Below are 15,157 nucleotides of genomic sequence, written 5' to 3'. Positions count from 1 at the left end.
CTCGCAGCACGGACTGCGCCCGGACGCGGCGTACGCGGCGGTCTCCACGACGGCCCGCGCGCTGCTCGGGCTGCCGGAGGTACGGGTCGAGGCGGGCTTCCCCGCCGAGCTGCTCGCGGTGCGCGGCGACCAGCTCGCCGGCGCGCTCTCGCTCGCGTACGGGCGGCTCGTCGTGCACGGGGGGCGGGTGGTGGCGCGGACGAGCGCGGTACGGGAGTACTGCGACTCCGCCGCGGGCCTCGACCTGCCCCGCCAGAGCCGGGCCCCGCGCCCCGCGCCCTGACCCGTCCGAGCGGCGCCGGGCCTCGTACGGGCGTACCGTCGGAGCCATGCGCATGGTGATCGCAGGAGGACACGGTCAGATCGCGTTGCGGCTGGAGCGACTGCTCGCCGGACGCGGTGACGAGGCGGTCGGCCTGATCCGGAACCCGGACCAGGCGGGCGACCTGGAACTCGCGGGCGCCCAGGCGGTGGTGTGCGACCTGGAGTCGGCGACGGTCGGCGAGGTGGCGCAGGCGCTCGACGGGGCGGACGTGGTGGTGTTCGCGGCCGGGGCGGGCCCCGACAGCGGGCGCGACCGCAAGGACACGATGGACCGCGACGGGGCCGTGCTCCTCGCGGACGCGGCCGAACGCGCGGGCGTGCGGCGCTTCCTGATGGTCTCCTCGATGGGCGCGGACGCGGCGCACGAGGGCGACGAGGTCTTCGACGTGTACCTGCGCGCGAAGGGCGCGGCGGACGACGCGATCCGCGCGCGCACGGGCCTGGACTGGACGATCCTGCGCCCGGGCCGGCTCACGGACGCCCCCGGCACGGGCGAGGTCGCCCTCTCCACGAGCACGGGCTACGGGGAGGTCCCGCGCGACGACGTCGCCGCGGTCCTCCGCGCCCTGGCCGACTCCCCCGCCTCGGCGGGCCTGACTCTGGAACTCATCTCGGGCCCGACCCCGGTCGAGACGGCGGTCCGCCTGGCCAAGACCCCCTGACGCCCTCTCACCACAAGGGCATCTGCCCCGGGAACTCCGGCACGACAAACCCCTCAAGAGCGTCCTGCCCGCCCCGGACCCCGACATACCGCCGCGACCCGGGACACGACTCCAGCCCCCCGGCCGCCCGCGTCCCCGGCGCATCATGCCGCGCCACCCGCCCACCCACGACAGCGATCTCACGACGACACTCGGGACACGCACGACGCTCAGCCATGGGGTCAAGTGTGGGGGGCGGGACCGACAGGCGGGGGCCCGTCGGTCCCGTACGGCGGTGTGGCGGGGTAGCAGGGTGGCGGGGCGTCAGCGCACGTCGACGTAATCGGCGGTGCTCGTGGCGGCGCCGGTCGTCGTGTTGCCGTAGTAGACCCAGCGGTAGTAGCCGTCGACGGAGGCGGTCACCGTGGTCTTGAGGTTCCCGGCGCTGCTGCTCGTGGCCTTCTTGAGCGTCTTGTACGCCTTGGCACCCTTGGCACGGAACTGGAGGCTGACGGTACGGCCGCTGTAGGCGTCGTACTTCTTCGTGCTCCAGTTCGCCCGCGTCACCTTGCCGGTGACGGTGACCTTCTTGCCCTTGGTGACGGGCTCGGGGGTGGCGTTGGTGGTGGTCTTGGCGGCGCGCTTGAGCTGGACGGTGTAGGGGCGGGTCTCCGTCTCCCCCGTCTTGAGCTGGCCGTTCTTCGTGAAGAGCTGCAGCCCGATGGCGGTCTTCCAGGTCGTGGCGTCGCTGTTGGAGTCGACCGAGTACTTGGCCGGGTGCGGGTCGATGAACAGCTCGCCCTCACAGCGCGCGTGCTTGGCATCGCGTTCGTAGCACCCGGTGCTGATCGGGGGGATGAGGTTCTCGCCGTTCTTCACGGCCTTCCCCTTGAGGTCACCGTGGTAGAGGTAAACGAATACGTCGTAGCGGAACGGGTCGGCGGTGCTGTAGCCGGCCGGGAGCGTGAGGTTGAAGGTGAAGGCCGGGTACACCTTCTTCGTCGTCCCCACGACGATGGACTTAACGTTGTCGTTGATGACGAGGTCCGACACGATGATCCCCGTGTCCGCCGCGTGAGCCGCCGGCGCGTTGAGCACGGAGAGCCCGAGCGCCCCCACGAACGCGCCCACGACCGCGGTCCGTCTGCCTGTCTTCATTCACACCTCTTCGAGAGAGTGCCGAAAAGAAGCCGCAGCCTATCCGATGATCACCACAGGACCTTCACAGCGGCCGCACAAGAGGGCGGGCGGGCAAGCGCCGACGAAAGAGGCATGGCCGGGCGGGGCGCGGAAGCCTAGCCTTGCCCGAGTTACTGCCGCCCGATCCGGGAGTCTCCATGACGACGCTGCCCGTCGCTCAGGCGACCGCGCGCGCCTACGTCCGGTACGCCCCCGGAGTCGCGGCCAAGGCGCGCGTCGTCGACTCCTGCCTCAACCAATCCCTTCGCGCCACGCCGCGCCAGCGGCAGTGCCGCACCCGCGTCGGCACCCGGTTCAACGTCGACACCCGCGACCTCATTCAGCGGTACATCTACATGTTCGGCATGTGGGAGCCCAACCTCACCAAGTGGCTCGGCAGTCGGCTCAAGCCCGGGGACGTCTTCGTGGACGTCGGGGCGAACATCGGGTACTTCTCCGCGCTCGGGGCTCGGCTTGTCGGACCGGGCGGCGCCGTCGTGTCCGTCGAAGCGTCCCCGACCTTCGCCGAGTTGCTGCGGGCGAACCTCCGGCTCAACCGTGGCGACAACGTGCGCCTTGTCGAGCAGGCCGTCTCCGATCGGGAGGAGACGCTCACGCTCGTGCTCGCCAGCTCCGCCAACATGGGCGCGAACAGCATCGTTCCGTACGACGGGCCCATAGAGGCGCGTCACGAGGTGCCCGCGTCGCCACTCGCCTCGCTGCTCAACGAGGATGAAGTACGGCGTGCCCGCGTCATCAAGATTGACGTGGAGGGCGCCGAGGGGAAGGCCGTACGAGGGCTCGCGCCGCTTCTCGGGCAGCTTCGCCCCGATGCCGAGATCACCGTAGAGGTGACCCCCTCCCGTATGGCCGATCTCGGGGACTCCGCCGCCGAGCTGCTCGGCACCATGGCCGCCGCCGGCTTCCACCCGTACCGTCTGCCCAACGACTACTCCCCCGGCTCGTACCCCGCCGCGATCCGCGCACCCCTGCCGCCGCTCCGGCGCCTGCGCGGCGACGTCACCGAGGAGTCCGATCTCGTGTTCTCACGGGTGGATACCGACGTGCTGCCCTGAGACCATGCTCAGGCTGTCGATGGCACGGGGGAGTCGCGAGGATGGACGTTGTCGGGCAGGTTGTCACCATCGGGGCCGTCGTGATCGGTGCGCTCACGACGCACCTCACGAACCACATGCTGGAACGGCAGCGCGTCCGGCATGTGCTGCTCACGCGGTGGGACGAGCGGAAGTTGGAGACGTACGCGGTGTACATCGACGCCGTGCGGACCTGCGTTTACTCCGCCGTCGCGCTCTACGAGGCGCGAACCGGTCTCGCGCAGTCGCCGCACCCGGACGACCGCCTGGCTGAGAATCTGACCGATGCGGAAGGCGCCCGGAGCCGGGCCTTCGAGCGCGTCATGCTTCTTGCCCGCGAGGACGTGATCGAGGCCGCGCACGCGGTCAACACCGCGACCAAAGCGGTGGACTGGCGAGCGCGCGGGACGACGGACGGGCCCCTCACCGAGTGGCGCGACCTGAACCGCGAAGCCTTCCGCGCCATCAACGCCTTCCACGAGGCCGCCCGCGCCGATCTCGGCGTGCTCGGGGCCTTCCAGGGCGCGGACCACTCGGCCCGCGCCCTCATCCTTCCCGAGAGCCGTCGCGACGGTCAGACTCCGGCGGTCGGGGAGTAGGTCCACCCCGTCGCCGCGAGCGCCGCCGCGCGCTCCGCGATCACCGCCATACGGGCCTCGCGCTCGGTCGGGTCCGTGTGCGTCGCGTCGCCCGTGACCTGCCCCGGCCACTTTCGGTAGAGGAGTCCGGTTTCGGCGTTGAACCACCCCGCGCTCACCGCGCTGAGCGCGAGGAGGAGCCCCGTGTCCTCGCTCGCCGGAAGCGCCATCCAGCCGCCGAGCGCGAGCAGCAGATCGCGCCGTACCGCGAGCGTCGCTGGGTGCACGGACGCCCGGAAATCGTGGGTGCGCCAGTAGTCCAGGACGCTGCCGCGCGCCAGTTCGCCGGCGGGCGGGTCGCCCTCGAACCCGGCGGTGCTGCCGTCCGGGAGCAGGTCGAGGACGCGGGAAGTCACCCAGCCGATGTCTGCGCGGCCTTCGAGCGCCGCGATATCGCGCGCGAGCGCTCCGGGGGGCAGCTGGTCATCCGCGTCTAGGGCCTTGATGACCTCACCGCGCGCCCGCGCCAGCCCGAGCATCCGCGCCATGGCGGCCCGGCCCGCGCGCCCCTGCCCAAAGGACACACGTGCGTCGTCGGGGACATGCGGGCGTACGTCCTCGGTCTGGCCGTCTTCCTGCACAACCCATTGCCAGTCCCAGCCCGCCGGGAGTTCCTGCGCCAGAAGCGACTTGTACGCCTCCGGCAGGTGGTGAGCGGCCGGCGCGTGAACCGCGGTGAGGACAGAGATGGTCTTCGGGGGAGTCACCGTCACCACTTTCGCAGAGGGGTCACGAAGGTCAGTTCCGTACGATCGCCGGGCAGGATGACGCGCGAGAACTCGACCACCCGCCCGTCCGTCGCCCGCGAAGTCTTCCGCAGAACGAGGACGGACACACCGGGTGTGAGGTCGAGTTCTTCGGCTTCCTCGACCGTGGGCGGCCGTGCGGTGACCTGCTCCTCGACGGAGCCGAGTTCGATGCCGACCGTGTAGAGCTGGTTCTGCGTGCCGCCCGGCCACGGCTCGTTGGCGGCGTCGAGCAGATCGGGGTTCGTGCTCACGACATCGTGCACGAGGTACGAGGAGATCAGCGAGAACGGCCCGTTCTCCGAACGGCGCCGCGTCCGGTAGCGGCGTTCGATGAGCCGCGTACCCGCCTTGACCCCGAAGACGGCAGCCAAGTCGTCGTCGGCCTCAATCTCCTCATACTCCGCGTGAAAGACGAGGTCGGACAGTTCCAGGCCGGTGTCATGCTCGGTCGAACCGGTCTCGGCGCGGGTCTCCTCGGGGTGCCTGGCCCGGTCCTTCTCCCACTGGTGCCGCTCGTTCGTACGGTGATTGCGGGTGCGCTCCTTCCGTACGAAGGTGCCGCGGCCGTGGATACGCTCGATGAGCCCTTCCGCCTGGAGTACCCCCATCGCCTGCCGCATCGTCGGCACGCTCACGCGGTACTTCTCCGCGAGCGCCGTCTCGGCCGGGAGCCGTTCCCCGGGCGCCGGGTGACCGCTTCGGATCTCTTCGCGCAATTCATCCGCGATCTTCTCGTACCGCTTCGCCATGGCAAGTCTCCTTGGTTCGTCGCGATCACAGCTTAAGTCCTCAACAGGACTTGTCCTCAACAGGAGTGAAGCGCTCGGTGATCCGGCGCGGGCGCCGTCTCCGGGCGAGGCCGGGAGCGCAGCCGGGAAGGTGGCTTCACCGCACACCATCGGCGCCCTGACCTGGCCGTTCCTCGACAACTGAACAATGGACGAGGACCCGCCACCCGACGCGCCCGTACGAGACGCCGTCCCGTCCGCCCCCGGCCTCCGCGCCCTGGTTGCGCCGCCGCGCACCGACGTTCGCGCCGCTGCTCGGCGAGAGGCTGCGGGCCGAGGGCCAGGCGGTGTCACCGTCATGCCCCGGGACCTCAACTGCCACGTCGTCGAGCGGTGAGCGCTCCCGTACGGCAGCACCGATGATCGAAGGCCGGGTTCGGCTCCCGGGCGGGGCTCTGCCCGCCGCCTTTTCTCGCGGCGCGCCGCGCTCTCTCGTCTTCGTCCCGCACAACGACGAGGGGCCCGGTGACCAGCCGTTTCGGCTGATTACCGGGCCCCTCGTTCCCGTGTGGCGGCGCCAGGATTCGAACCTGGGAAGGCTGAGCCGGCAGATTTACAGTCTGCTCCCTTTGGCCGCTCGGGCACACCGCCTGGGATTGCTGGTCGGTTTTCCGGCCGGGGCCGGGGCTCTCCTTCCAACGGGGAAAACAATACCTGATGGTGGGGGGTGCTTCGCCACCCGGTTGTCCGGGGCGGGCGGGGGGTGGGGTGGCTAGGCTTTGGGGCTGCGGCCCGCTGGGGGTCGCTGCCCTCTGTCATACGTGCAATCCGAGCCAAGGAGCCACAGGAACATGGCCGACTCCAGTTTCGACATCGTCTCGAAGGTCGAGCGGCAGGAGGTCGACAACGCCCTCAACCAGGCCGCCAAGGAGATCTCGCAGCGCTACGACTTCAAGGGCGTGGGTGCGTCCATCGCGTGGTCGGGCGAGAAGATCCTCATGGAGGCGAACTCCGAGGAGCGCGTGAAGGCGATCCTGGACGTCTTCCAGTCCAAGCTGGTGAAGCGGGGCATCTCGCTGAAGTCGCTGGACGCGGGTGAGCCGCAGATCTCCGGCAAGGAGTACAAGCTCTTCGCCTCCGTCGAGGAGGGCATCTCGCAGGACAACGCCAAGAAGGTCGCGAAGATCATCCGCGACGAAGGTCCCAAGGGCGTCAAGGCCCAGGTCCAGGGCGATGAGCTGCGGGTCTCCTCGAAGAGCCGCGACGACCTCCAGTCCGTCATCGCGCTGCTGAAGGGCAAGGACTTCGACTTCGCGCTCCAGTTCGTCAACTACCGGTAGGCGACGGGCGCGGGTGGTACGGGTGAGGGGCGGCGCACCGCGAGTGCGCCGCCCCTCACCCGTACCGGCCTCCGGTTCAGTCCCGCGAGTTGCCGAAGATCAGCCGGTAGCCGACCAGGAGGACGAGGGAGCCGCCGACCGCCGAGATCCACGTGGGCAGGTCGTAGAAGTCCTTCGAGATCGGGTGGTCCAGGAAGCGGGACGAGATCCAGCCACCGAGGAAAGCGCCGACGATGCCGATGAGGGTCGTGCCGACGAGGCCGCCCGGGTCGCGGCCCGGGAGGAGGATCTTCGCGACCGCTCCCGCCAGCAGGCCGAGGATGATCCAGCTGATGATGCCCATGTGCGTCCCACTCCTGATCGTTTTGCTTTCGGGGGGCTCTACCCATGAGGACGTACGTGATCACCTGCGAGGTTGACGCAGCGGTGTCACGGTCGTGTCACCGGCCGCGCGTCCGCTTCCCGATCGCGCAACAAAGCAGGCGCGCGGCGCTTGGCGGCGTCCTCACCGTTGGTAGGTGTGGGGGGGGACGACCCCGGGACCGGGACGGACGCGCGAAAGGCGATCTCGTGAAACTGCTCAACCTCGTGCTCAACCTGCTGTGGCTGATCTTCTGCGGCATCTGGATGGCCCTCGGCTATCTGCTCGCGGGCGTCATCTGCTGCATTTTCATCATCACGATCCCGTTCGGGATCGCTTCCTTCCGCATCGCGGGCTACGTGCTCTGGCCCTTCGGGCGCACGACCGTGGAGCGCCCGGACGCGGGGGCGCCCTCCTTCGTCGGCAACGTGATCTGGGTGGTCTTCGCCGGCTGGTGGCTCGCGCTCGGCCACCTGCTGACGAGCATCCCGCTCTTCCTCTCGATCATCGGCATCCCCTTCGGCTGGGCGAACCTCAAGCTCATCCCGATCTCGCTCATGCCGCTCGGGCGCGAGGTCGTCCCGACCGACCAGCCCTTCGCCGCCCGCCGGGGCGAGGCGCGGAACTGGTGACGCGCGGCGGCTGCTGACGCGCACCGGCCGGTGACCGCCGTCAGGGGCGCTGCTCGCCGCCGCCCGCCATCCGCTCCAGGCGCTGGATGCGCTCCGCCATCGGCGGGTGCGTGGAGAACATGCTCGTCAGCCCCTGACCGGGCCGGAAGGGGTTGGCGATCATCATGTGGCTCGCCGTCTCGATGCGTGGCTCGGAGGGCAGCGGGAGCTGCTTCGTGCCCGCGTCGAGCTTGCGGAGCGCGGAGGCGAGGGCGAGCGGGTCGCCGGTGAGCTGGGCCCCGGACGCGTCCGCCTGGTACTCGCGGGAGCGGCTGATGGCGAGCTGGATGAGCGAGGCGGCCAGCGGGCCGAGGAGCATCGTCAGGAGCAGCCCGACGAGTCCCGGGCCTTCGTCGTCGTCCGAGCGGCCGATGGGAATCAGCCACGCGAAGTTGACCAGGAACATGATCACGGAGGCCAGGGCGCCCGCGACCGAGGAGATGAGGATGTCCCGGTTGTAGACGTGGCTCAGCTCGTGCCCGAGCACGCCGCGCAGCTCGCGCTCGTCGAGGATGCGCAGGATGCCGTCGGTGCAGCACACGGCGGCGTTGCGCGGGTTGCGCCCGGTGGCGAAGGCGTTGGGGGCCTCCGTGGGCGAGATGTACAGGCGGGGCATGGGCTGGCGGGCCTCGGTGGAGAGCTCGCGCACGATCCGGTAGAGGCCAGGGGCCTCGAACTCGCTGACGGGCCTGGCGCGCATGGCGCGCAGCGCGAGCTTGTCGCTGTTCCAGTACGCGTAGGCGTTCGTGCCGATCGCGACGAGCAGCGCGATGATCAGCCCCGTGCGGCCGAAGAAGGAGCCGATGACGAGGATGAGCGCGGACAGGCCCCCGAGGAGTACAGCGGTCTTCAAGCCATTGTGCCGGCGGTGCACGGTACGCCCTCCAAGTCGTGCGGCGGGGAACCCTTCCTGGCGCTGCCGGTGGCCGGCGCCCGGTGGACCTGGGTCCCAGTGGACCCTTCGTTACTGGTCAACGCCAGGCGAACGGCTCAGGTTCCCCGTTCGGCGGGGGCGCGGTTGTCCTCCGTGCGGGTGAGGAGGCTCAGAAGAGCGTGACGTCCGCGAGGCGGAGGATCAGCTGCGGGGCCGCCGAGAGCGCCACGGCGAGGAGGCCGCAGAGGGTCAGGACGGTGACGAGGGCGAGGGGGCGGCCGGTCGCGAGGGCGGGGGCCGCTTCCCGTACGGGCGCCTGCTCCCGTACGGCCGTCAGGGTGCCGCCCCCGGCGGCCGGGAGGTCGCCCGCGTCCGTGGCCGGTTCCGGTGTCGTACGGAAGAGGGACGCCGTCCAGCGGAGGTAGTACACGAGGGCGATCGCGACGTTGACGGCCGTGACGACCGCGAGCCAGCCGAGGCCCGCGTCGATCGCGGCCTCGAAGACGGCGAGCTTCGCGAAGAGGCCCGCGAGGCCCGGCGGGAGGCCGGCGAGGCACAGGAGGAAGAAGGCGAGGAGCAGGGCGAGCGCGGGGTTGCGCGCGTACAGGCCCTGGAAGTCGGCGAGGCGACCGCGTGCGAGGAGTGCCACGGCGGCGAAGGAGCCGAGGTTGACGGCCGCGTACATGAGCGCGTACGCGAGCGTCGCGCCGATCGCGTGTTCCCGGCGGTCCGTGTACGCGGCGGAGGCGAGCGGGACGAGGAGGTAGCCGGCCTGGCCGACCGAGGACCACGCGAGGAGGCGCACGGCGCTGAAGGCGCGCGTGGGGTCCTGGCGGAGCGCCGCCGCGTTGCCGATCGTCATCGTGAGCGCGGCGAGGACGGCGAGGGCGGGGCCCCAGACGTTCCCGTACGAGGGGAAGGCGCGCACGGTGACCAGCGCGAGGCCCGAGAAGCCGACCGCCTTGCCGACGACGGAGAGGTACGCCGCGACCGGGAGCGGAGCGCCCGTGTACGTGTCGGGGACCCAGAAGTGGAAGGGGACGGCGGCGGTCTTGAAGGCGAAGCCGACGAGGGTGAGGACGACGCCGACGCGGGCGAGGGTGCGCAGCTGCGGGTCGACGTCGCCGAGGGCGGCCGCGATCGCGTCGAGGTGGACGCTGCCCGTGCTCGCGTAGACGAAGGCGGTGCCGAGGAGGGTCACGGCGGTCGCGGTGACGGAGGAGAGGAAGAACTTGAGGGCCGCTTCGGCGGAGCGGCGCTCGCCGTGGCGCAGTCCGACGAGCGCGAAGGACGGGAGCGTCGCGACCTCCAGGGCGACGATCAGCGTCGCGAGGTCGCGGGCGGCGGGGAGGAGGGCGGCTCCGGCGGCGGAGGAGAGGAGCAGGAACCAGTACTCGCCCGCCGGGAGACGCTGCTCGCGCACGGCGGTGAAGGAGAGGAGCGTGGTGAGGAGCGCGCCGCCGAGGACGAGGAGCTGGACGGTGAGGGCGAAGTGGTCGGCCCGGTAGCTGCACCCCGCCTTGGCGACGCAGAACGTCGCGCGGTCGCCGTCGAGGAGCGGGAGGAGGCTCAGGAGGGCGAGGGCGAGGCCCGCGACGGCGCCGATGCCGAGGAGGGGTTTGCGGGCCTGCGGCGTGAAGAGGTCCGCGACGAGGACGGCGAGCGCGACGAGGGCGGTGAGCGCGGGCGGGGCGACGGCGAGCCAGTCGACGGACTGCACGAGGGTGGTCATGCCGCGCCTCCGGTGAGCAGCTGGTGGACGGCCGGGTCGCTGAGGCCGATGAGGAGCGCGGGCCAGAGCCCGGCGAGGACGGTGAGGGCGACGAGCGGGGTCCAGGCGACCGCCTCGGGGGCGCTCAGCTCGGGGAAGGGGCGCTCGGCGAGGACGGGCGGCTCGTACGGCGCGGCCGGGGTCGGCGGGGCGTCGAGGAGGAGGGGGGCGGGCTCGTCGGCTGCGGTCGCGGGCTCGGCGGCCGTCCCGGGCTCTGCGGCGGTGGCGAGGGCGGTGGCGGGGCCGGTACTGGGGGCGGTCGTCCCGGCGGGCGCGGAGTCCGCGCTCTCCCCCAGGGGGGAATTCACCGGAAGGAGTGCGTTGTCCCGGAGGGGCGTCGGGCCCATGCACAGGCGGCGGACGACGAGGAGGAGGTACGCGGCGGTGAGGAGCGTGCCGAGCCCGGCGACGGCCATGCAGGTGAGGTACGTGGCACGGTTCAGGCCGCCCGCCGGGTCGAAGGCCCCGTACATCGTCAGCATCTCGCCCCAGAAGCCCGCGAGGCCGGGGAGGCCGAGCGAGGCGACGGCGGCGAAGGCGAGGAGCACCGCGTAGCGCGGGGCGCGGCCGTAGAGCGCCGCTCCGGCGGAGCCGCTGAGGCGGTCGAGGACGGACGTGCCCACGCGGTCCTTGACGCCGCCGACGAGGAAGAACAGCAGCCCTGTGATGAGGCCGTGGGCGATGTTCGCGAAGAGCGCGCCGTTGAGGCCCTGCGGGGTCATGCTCGCGATGCCGAGCAGGACGAAGCCCATGTGGCCCACCGACGAGTACGCGACGAGGCGCTTGAGGTCGCCGCCGGAGCCGCGCCGTACGAGCTGGAGGCACGCGAGCGAGCCCCACAGGATGCCAGCGGCGGCGAGGACCGCGAGCCAGGGTGCGAAGACCTTCATGCCCTCCGGGGCGACGGGGATCGCGACGCGTACGAAGCCGTACGTGCCCATCTTCAGCAGGACCCCGGCGAGCATGACCGAGCCGGCCGTGGGCGCGGCGGTGTGCGCGGCGGGCAGCCAGCTGTGCAGCGGCCACATCGGGGACTTGACCGCGAGGCCGAGACCGATCGCCAGAACGGCCGTGACCTGCACGGACTTGCTGAGACCTGAGCCGTTGTCAGTGGCGAGTGCCACCATGTCGAACGTGCCCGCCTTCAGGCCGATCAGGAGCAGCCCGAGGAGCATGACGGCGGAGCCGACCAGGGTGAAGAGGATGAACTTCCAGGCGGCCCGCTCCCGCCTGGCGCCGCCCCAGCGGGCGATGAGGAAGTACATCGGGACCAGGACGGTCTCGAAGGCGACGAAGAAGAGCACGAGGTCGAGCACGGCGAAGGCGGCGAGCGCGCCGCCTTCGAGCAGCAGCAGGAGCGCCACGAAGGCGCGGGGGGTGCCGCCCTTGGGCGGGCGGAAGTAGCTGTGCAGGGCGCAGAGGAAGGTGAGGAGGGCCGTGAGGACGAGGAGGGGGAGCGAGATGCCGTCGACGCCGAGGTGGAAGCGGATGTCGTACGCGGCGATCCAGCTCACGTCCGTGCTCGCCTGGATGTGGGCGGCCTGGTCGCGGTCGAAGCCGAGGGCGAGGAGCAGCGCGGCGGCGAGGATCGCGGCGCTGACGGTGACGCCGTGGCGGAGCACGGCCTGCTCGGGGTTGCGGCCGCGCAGTCCGGGCGGGGCCGGCAGCAGGGCCGCGAGGGCGCCGAGGAGGGGACCGAGGACGACGATCAGGAGCAGGACGGACTGGGCGGTGCCGCCGAGGCCGACGAGGGCGCCGCTCGCGAGGTCCGCGGGCGCTCCGCTCGTGAGGTGGCTCGTGCCCGCCGGGGCGGGCGGGATGCCGGCGATACCGGGGGCGCTCGCGCCTGCCTGGAGTGCGTGCGGCGCGAGGGCGCCGAAGATGTGGGCCACGGTTCAGGCTCCCGCCGCATAGAGGACGACCGCGCAGGTCAGGAGGGCGGCTGCGGCGATCAGCGCGCCCAGGTACGTCTGGATGTTGCCGGTCTGGGCGCGGCGTGCGGCGGCGCCCAGCAGTCGGGGGAGGGCGGCGGCGGCGCGGACGTAGGTGTCGACGACGGCCGTGTCCAGGAAGCGGACGAGCCGGGCGCCGGCCCGGACCGGGGTGACCGCGAGGGCGCTGTACAGGCGGTCGAGGTGGAAGCCGGTGGCCGCGCGGCGGTGGAGGCCGCCGAGGAGGAGGCGGCCCGGGTCGGCGGGGCGGGCTTCGGCACCCCAGCTCTCGGAGAGATCCCGCAGGACACCGGTGAGCACGTCGGCTTGGTGGAGGGCGCCTTCGACGTCTCCGCGTACGGAGTCAGCGCGGGCGGCTTGGTGGAGGCGGATCGCGTGCTGGGTGATGGTGCGGTGGATGGCGCCCTCCAGCACCATACGCCCGTAAACGGGGGCGTGTTCGGGATGTGGGCAGCCTTGCACCAGGGAGTGGGCGTACACGTCGGTCAGGCCCCGTACGTGGCGGCCGGCCTCGGCGACAGCGTCGGTGATCCACGACAACGGGACGTCGTCCCCGGCGAGCGCGGGGTGATGTTTGTCGCGCAGCGTGCACATGGCAGAGAACAGAGCCCGGTGCGCGGGCCGTTCGAAGTGGGCTGGAGCGAGCCAGCCGAGGTGGGCAAGCTGACCGGGGTCGAGGAGGATCGCGCCGAGGACCGCCTGCTCGGCGCTCAGGAGCGGGTTCACCGGTGCTCTCCCGACTCCGGCGCGGAGGAGCCAGGGGCTACGGCGCGAAGACGGGCGACGGCGTGCTCGGCGTCGTCCAGGGCGCGGGCGAGGCTGTCGAGCGTCGCGGCGAAGGCAGTGTCCGTGGCGGCTATAGCGCCCGCCTCGCTGACCAGCCACCACTGACCGTTGCGGCGGACGGCGGGCGAGCGGCCCAGACGTCCGGGAGCGAGAGAGGAGGCGCTCATGCCGACAGCCCGTAGTCGTCGCGCTGGTTGTCCTTCGCGAGGGCTCGTGCGGTGATGGCCTTGGTGGCGTGGGCGGAGGCCGGGCCGATCGTCTTCGCGTGGGGTTCCTTGTACCAGGGGCGCAGGGTGAGCATGGCAATCCGCAGGCCGGTGGCGAGCAGGAGGGCTTTGCCCTTGGGCAGGGCGCGGATCGCGTCAGGGGGCAGGATGCGTTCGGTGCGCATGCTCACCGACGTGGACTTGCCGCTTTCGCTGGTGGAGACGGAGGTGGTCTGGACGTCGTGATCCCCGACCTGCTTGCTGAGCCGGTCGGCGAAGTCCGCGTCGTCGATGCCCGAGCCGACGATCTTGATGGTGGCCGCCGACCAGAGGGCGTCCATCCCGGCCTCGCCCCAGCAGCGCTGCCCCTGCCGGTAGGACTGCAGGATCGTGATCGGGATGACCCCCCGGCTGCCCAGGTGGCTGTACAAGTCCGGTAGGTCCGAGATTTTGCAGACGTTCGCGGCTTCGTCGAGGACGCACAGGGCGGGCGGGTCGAGGCGCCCTCCGGAGCGTTCGGCGACGACGACGGCGGCGCGCATGACGGCATCGGCTGCAGCGGCGATGATCGCGCTCGCTGAGCCTCCGCCGTCCTTGCTCAGCAGGAAGAGGGTGTCTGTGGAGGAGGCGAAGGCGCTGGGCTTGAACTCGGGAAGGCCCGGGTGGGGAGTGACCCAGGCTGAGACTTCGGGGTCGAGGAGGCAGCTCGCGTATTGGCGGGCGGTCTCGTAAATGCCGTCTCGTGTTTCGACCGCGCCTGAGACGGTGCCCTGGAGTTGAGCGGCGACCGCGTGGTGGCCGGCATCGGTGAGGAGGTCGACCGGGGTGCGGTCGGCGGGTGAGGCGAGCCAGGCCAGGGCGTCGGTGACGGGGCGGCGGTGGCTGGCGGCGGCGAGGAAGAGGGCGGCGAGCGTGTTGGCGGCGGCGGTCGACCAGAAGTCGTTGCCGTTCGACTCGTCCACGCTCGCGGCGACGAAATGACCGGCAAGCCGCTTTGCCCCGGCGAGATCGCGGGCATCGGCGAGGATGTCCCACCACATCTCGCGCGGGTGGTGTGCGATCTGCTGCGGGTCGAGCGTCCAGGCCGTGCCGACCTCGCTGCGGGCGCCGACCGTGGTCGTGTAGGCGTCGTTCGCCGCTTTGTTGCTTGTGAGGAGAACGGGGCCGGGGGCGGAGAGGATCGCGGGGATTGCCAAGGCGCTGGTCTTGCCGCTGCGCGGTGCCATGATCGCGACGATCACGTCCTCCCATGAGGCTCGCACCTCCGTCCGCCCCGGCGAGAGGGCGCCCAGGAGAACGCCCCTGTCGGCGGGAGCGATGTTCTTCGCGCGCAGTGTGCTGAGCGAGGGCCGCAGATCGCGGGCCTTGGCCGTGATCTCCTTCCCGAGCAGCGGGGAGAGATCGCCCCTGCGGGCGAGGCCCCTCCTTGCCCCGCCTCGCCACCTGATCCACAGTGCGATGCCGAGGACGGCGAGGCCGAGAGCCAGCAGGCCGGGGACGATCCGCGCGCCGATCAGGATTTCGGTTGTGGACAGATGCGGCCACGTCTCGGCGGGGCGAAGCAGCCCGTCGGTCACCTCGAACGGCGTCCAGGGCCCGACCCCGAGGAGGGTGTTGGTCAGGTTTCCGCTGAGCCAGGTCAGGGAGCCGACGCAGAGCCCGAAGCCGAGTGCGCCGAACAGGAGATACAGGAGCGCGTCCGTCCCGGTGGTGGCCGAGGGCGCGGTAGTGCGTTGTGCGGGCATGAAGAGTCCAGGAGGAGGCGCGGGCGGAGAAGGGCGGAGGGGGCGAGATGCAATCTGCGGTGTGGCATCTGGAACTCCTGGACGAGTGGGGCGGGCTG

At 71.3% G+C, this 15,157-nt stretch carries 14 protein-coding genes, 1 tRNA gene and 3 pseudogenes; 6 read left to right on the top strand and 12 right to left on the bottom strand.

What is annotated here, in order from left to right; all coding sequences use genetic code 11:
* Together G3I42_RS30640 and G3I42_RS30635 are read left to right on the top strand one after the other, a co-directional pair.
* Positions 1-283 (top strand): annotated as a pseudogene (locus G3I42_RS30640) (hydrolase); the annotation flags it as partial.
* Positions 284-329: 46 nt separating this feature from the next.
* Positions 330-986 (top strand): SDR family oxidoreductase, encoded by a 657-nt coding sequence (locus G3I42_RS30635; protein ID WP_164290978.1) that lies wholly within the window; start codon positions 330-332, stop codon positions 984-986.
* A gap of 7 nt (positions 987-993) precedes the next feature.
* On the opposite strand, the gene G3I42_RS37960 is transcribed toward G3I42_RS30635, so the two are convergent.
* Entirely contained in the window at positions 994-1,203 is a 210-nt protein-coding gene (locus G3I42_RS37960; RefSeq protein WP_164290977.1) for a hypothetical protein, read from the bottom strand.
* An 86-nt stretch (positions 1,204-1,289) separates the two neighbouring features.
* Positions 1,290-2,123 (bottom strand): hypothetical protein, encoded by an 834-nt coding sequence (locus tag G3I42_RS30625; RefSeq protein WP_164290976.1) that lies wholly within the window; start codon positions 2,121-2,123, stop codon positions 1,290-1,292.
* A 179-nt stretch (positions 2,124-2,302) separates the two neighbouring features.
* Here G3I42_RS30625 and G3I42_RS30620 point away from each other — a divergent pair, with 179 nt between their 5' ends.
* Complete coding sequence (locus G3I42_RS30620) at positions 2,303-3,220, top strand: FkbM family methyltransferase (protein WP_164290975.1); 918 nt, start codon at positions 2,303-2,305, stop codon at positions 3,218-3,220.
* Positions 3,221-3,261: 41 nt separating this feature from the next.
* Positions 3,262-3,837 carry a hypothetical protein gene (locus tag G3I42_RS30615; RefSeq protein WP_164290974.1) on the top strand — a complete coding sequence of 192 codons (576 nt, stop codon included), beginning with the start codon at positions 3,262-3,264 and terminating at the stop codon, positions 3,835-3,837.
* On the opposite strand, the gene G3I42_RS30610 is transcribed toward G3I42_RS30615, so the two are convergent.
* The 3 genes from G3I42_RS30610 to G3I42_RS30600 all read right to left on the bottom strand — a co-directional run bounded on the left by G3I42_RS30610 (position 3,813) and on the right by G3I42_RS30600 (position 6,004).
* Positions 3,813-4,583 carry a glycosyltransferase family 2 protein gene (locus tag G3I42_RS30610; protein WP_164290973.1) on the bottom strand — a complete coding sequence of 257 codons (771 nt, stop codon included), beginning with the start codon at positions 4,581-4,583 and terminating at the stop codon, positions 3,813-3,815. The two genes, G3I42_RS30615 and G3I42_RS30610, sit on opposite strands and share 25 nt — an antisense overlap.
* A 2-nt stretch (positions 4,584-4,585) precedes the next feature.
* A complete protein-coding gene (locus G3I42_RS30605; protein WP_009067777.1) occupies positions 4,586-5,374 on the bottom strand; it encodes a GntR family transcriptional regulator in 789 nt (262 codons plus the stop codon).
* 548 nt (positions 5,375-5,922) lie between these two features.
* Positions 5,923-6,004, bottom strand: a tRNA-Tyr gene (locus G3I42_RS30600).
* A 200-nt stretch (positions 6,005-6,204) separates the two neighbouring features.
* Between G3I42_RS30600 and G3I42_RS30595 the strand changes: the two genes are divergently transcribed.
* Positions 6,205-6,693, top strand: coding sequence for a YajQ family cyclic di-GMP-binding protein (locus G3I42_RS30595; protein ID WP_030996535.1), 489 nt, complete (start codon positions 6,205-6,207; stop codon positions 6,691-6,693).
* 76 nt (positions 6,694-6,769) lie between these two features.
* On the opposite strand, the gene G3I42_RS30590 is transcribed toward G3I42_RS30595, so the two are convergent.
* Positions 6,770-7,036 carry a GlsB/YeaQ/YmgE family stress response membrane protein gene (locus G3I42_RS30590; RefSeq protein WP_164290972.1) on the bottom strand — a complete coding sequence of 89 codons (267 nt, stop codon included), beginning with the start codon at positions 7,034-7,036 and terminating at the stop codon, positions 6,770-6,772.
* Positions 7,037-7,263: 227 nt separating this feature from the next.
* Here G3I42_RS30590 and G3I42_RS30585 point away from each other — a divergent pair, with 227 nt between their 5' ends.
* Positions 7,264-7,686, top strand: coding sequence for a YccF domain-containing protein (locus G3I42_RS30585; protein WP_164290971.1), 423 nt, complete (start codon positions 7,264-7,266; stop codon positions 7,684-7,686).
* A 40-nt stretch (positions 7,687-7,726) separates the two neighbouring features.
* Here the strand turns inward: G3I42_RS30585 and htpX are convergent, their stop codons facing one another.
* The 6 genes and pseudogenes from htpX to G3I42_RS30560 form a co-directional block, all read right to left on the bottom strand.
* Complete coding sequence (htpX, locus tag G3I42_RS30580) at positions 7,727-8,599, bottom strand: zinc metalloprotease HtpX (RefSeq protein WP_164290970.1); 873 nt, start codon at positions 8,597-8,599, stop codon at positions 7,727-7,729.
* Between the two features lie 169 nt (positions 8,600-8,768).
* Positions 8,769-10,331 carry an NADH-quinone oxidoreductase subunit N gene (locus tag G3I42_RS30575; protein ID WP_164290969.1) on the bottom strand — a complete coding sequence of 521 codons (1,563 nt, stop codon included), beginning with the start codon at positions 10,329-10,331 and terminating at the stop codon, positions 8,769-8,771.
* Positions 10,328-12,262, bottom strand: a complete 1,935-nt coding sequence (locus tag G3I42_RS30570) for an NADH-quinone oxidoreductase subunit M (RefSeq protein WP_164290968.1) — start codon at positions 12,260-12,262, stop codon at positions 10,328-10,330. Before G3I42_RS30570 ends, G3I42_RS30575 begins: the two co-directional genes overlap by 4 nt.
* A gap of 3 nt (positions 12,263-12,265) precedes the next feature.
* A pseudogene (locus tag G3I42_RS37185) lies at positions 12,266-12,568 on the bottom strand (NADH-quinone oxidoreductase subunit L); the annotation flags it as partial.
* Positions 12,566-13,048, bottom strand: a pseudogene (locus G3I42_RS37180) (DnaB-like helicase N-terminal domain-containing protein); the annotation flags it as partial. The pseudogenes G3I42_RS37185 and G3I42_RS37180, both read right to left, overlap by 3 nt.
* A 223-nt stretch (positions 13,049-13,271) precedes the next feature.
* Positions 13,272-15,059 carry a type IV secretory system conjugative DNA transfer family protein gene (locus G3I42_RS30560; protein ID WP_164281800.1) on the bottom strand — a complete coding sequence of 596 codons (1,788 nt, stop codon included), beginning with the start codon at positions 15,057-15,059 and terminating at the stop codon, positions 13,272-13,274.
* Positions 15,060-15,157 lie beyond the last annotated feature (98 nt).

Origin of the sequence: Streptomyces sp. SID11385 (assembly GCF_010548245.1) — a bacterium.
Lineage (GTDB): Bacteria > Actinomycetota > Actinomycetes > Streptomycetales > Streptomycetaceae > Streptomyces.
Note: the sequence above shows the minus strand (reverse complement) of the source record. Positions and strands in the feature narration are given on the sequence as shown.

What these genes read in the sequence shown, in the direction of transcription:
- G3I42_RS30615 (WP_164290974.1), top strand. Translation starts at nt 3,262, where the DNA reads ATGGACGTTGTCGGGCAGGTTGTCACCATCGGGGCCGTCGTGATCGGT.
- G3I42_RS30560 (WP_164281800.1), bottom strand. Translation starts at nt 15,059, where the DNA reads ATGCCCGCACAACGCACTACCGCGCCCTCGGCCACCACCGGGACGGAC.
- G3I42_RS30590 (WP_164290972.1), bottom strand. Translation starts at nt 7,036, where the DNA reads ATGGGCATCATCAGCTGGATCATCCTCGGCCTGCTGGCGGGAGCGGTC.
- G3I42_RS30620 (WP_164290975.1), top strand. Translation starts at nt 2,303, where the DNA reads ATGACGACGCTGCCCGTCGCTCAGGCGACCGCGCGCGCCTACGTCCGG.
- G3I42_RS30595 (WP_030996535.1), top strand. Translation starts at nt 6,205, where the DNA reads ATGGCCGACTCCAGTTTCGACATCGTCTCGAAGGTCGAGCGGCAGGAG.
- G3I42_RS30635 (WP_164290978.1), top strand. Translation starts at nt 330, where the DNA reads ATGCGCATGGTGATCGCAGGAGGACACGGTCAGATCGCGTTGCGGCTG.
- G3I42_RS30575 (WP_164290969.1), bottom strand. Translation starts at nt 10,331, where the DNA reads ATGACCACCCTCGTGCAGTCCGTCGACTGGCTCGCCGTCGCCCCGCCC.
- G3I42_RS37960 (WP_164290977.1), bottom strand. Translation starts at nt 1,203, where the DNA reads ATGGCTGAGCGTCGTGCGTGTCCCGAGTGTCGTCGTGAGATCGCTGTC.
- G3I42_RS30605 (WP_009067777.1), bottom strand. Translation starts at nt 5,374, where the DNA reads ATGGCGAAGCGGTACGAGAAGATCGCGGATGAATTGCGCGAAGAGATC.
- G3I42_RS30625 (WP_164290976.1), bottom strand. Translation starts at nt 2,123, where the DNA reads ATGAAGACAGGCAGACGGACCGCGGTCGTGGGCGCGTTCGTGGGGGCG.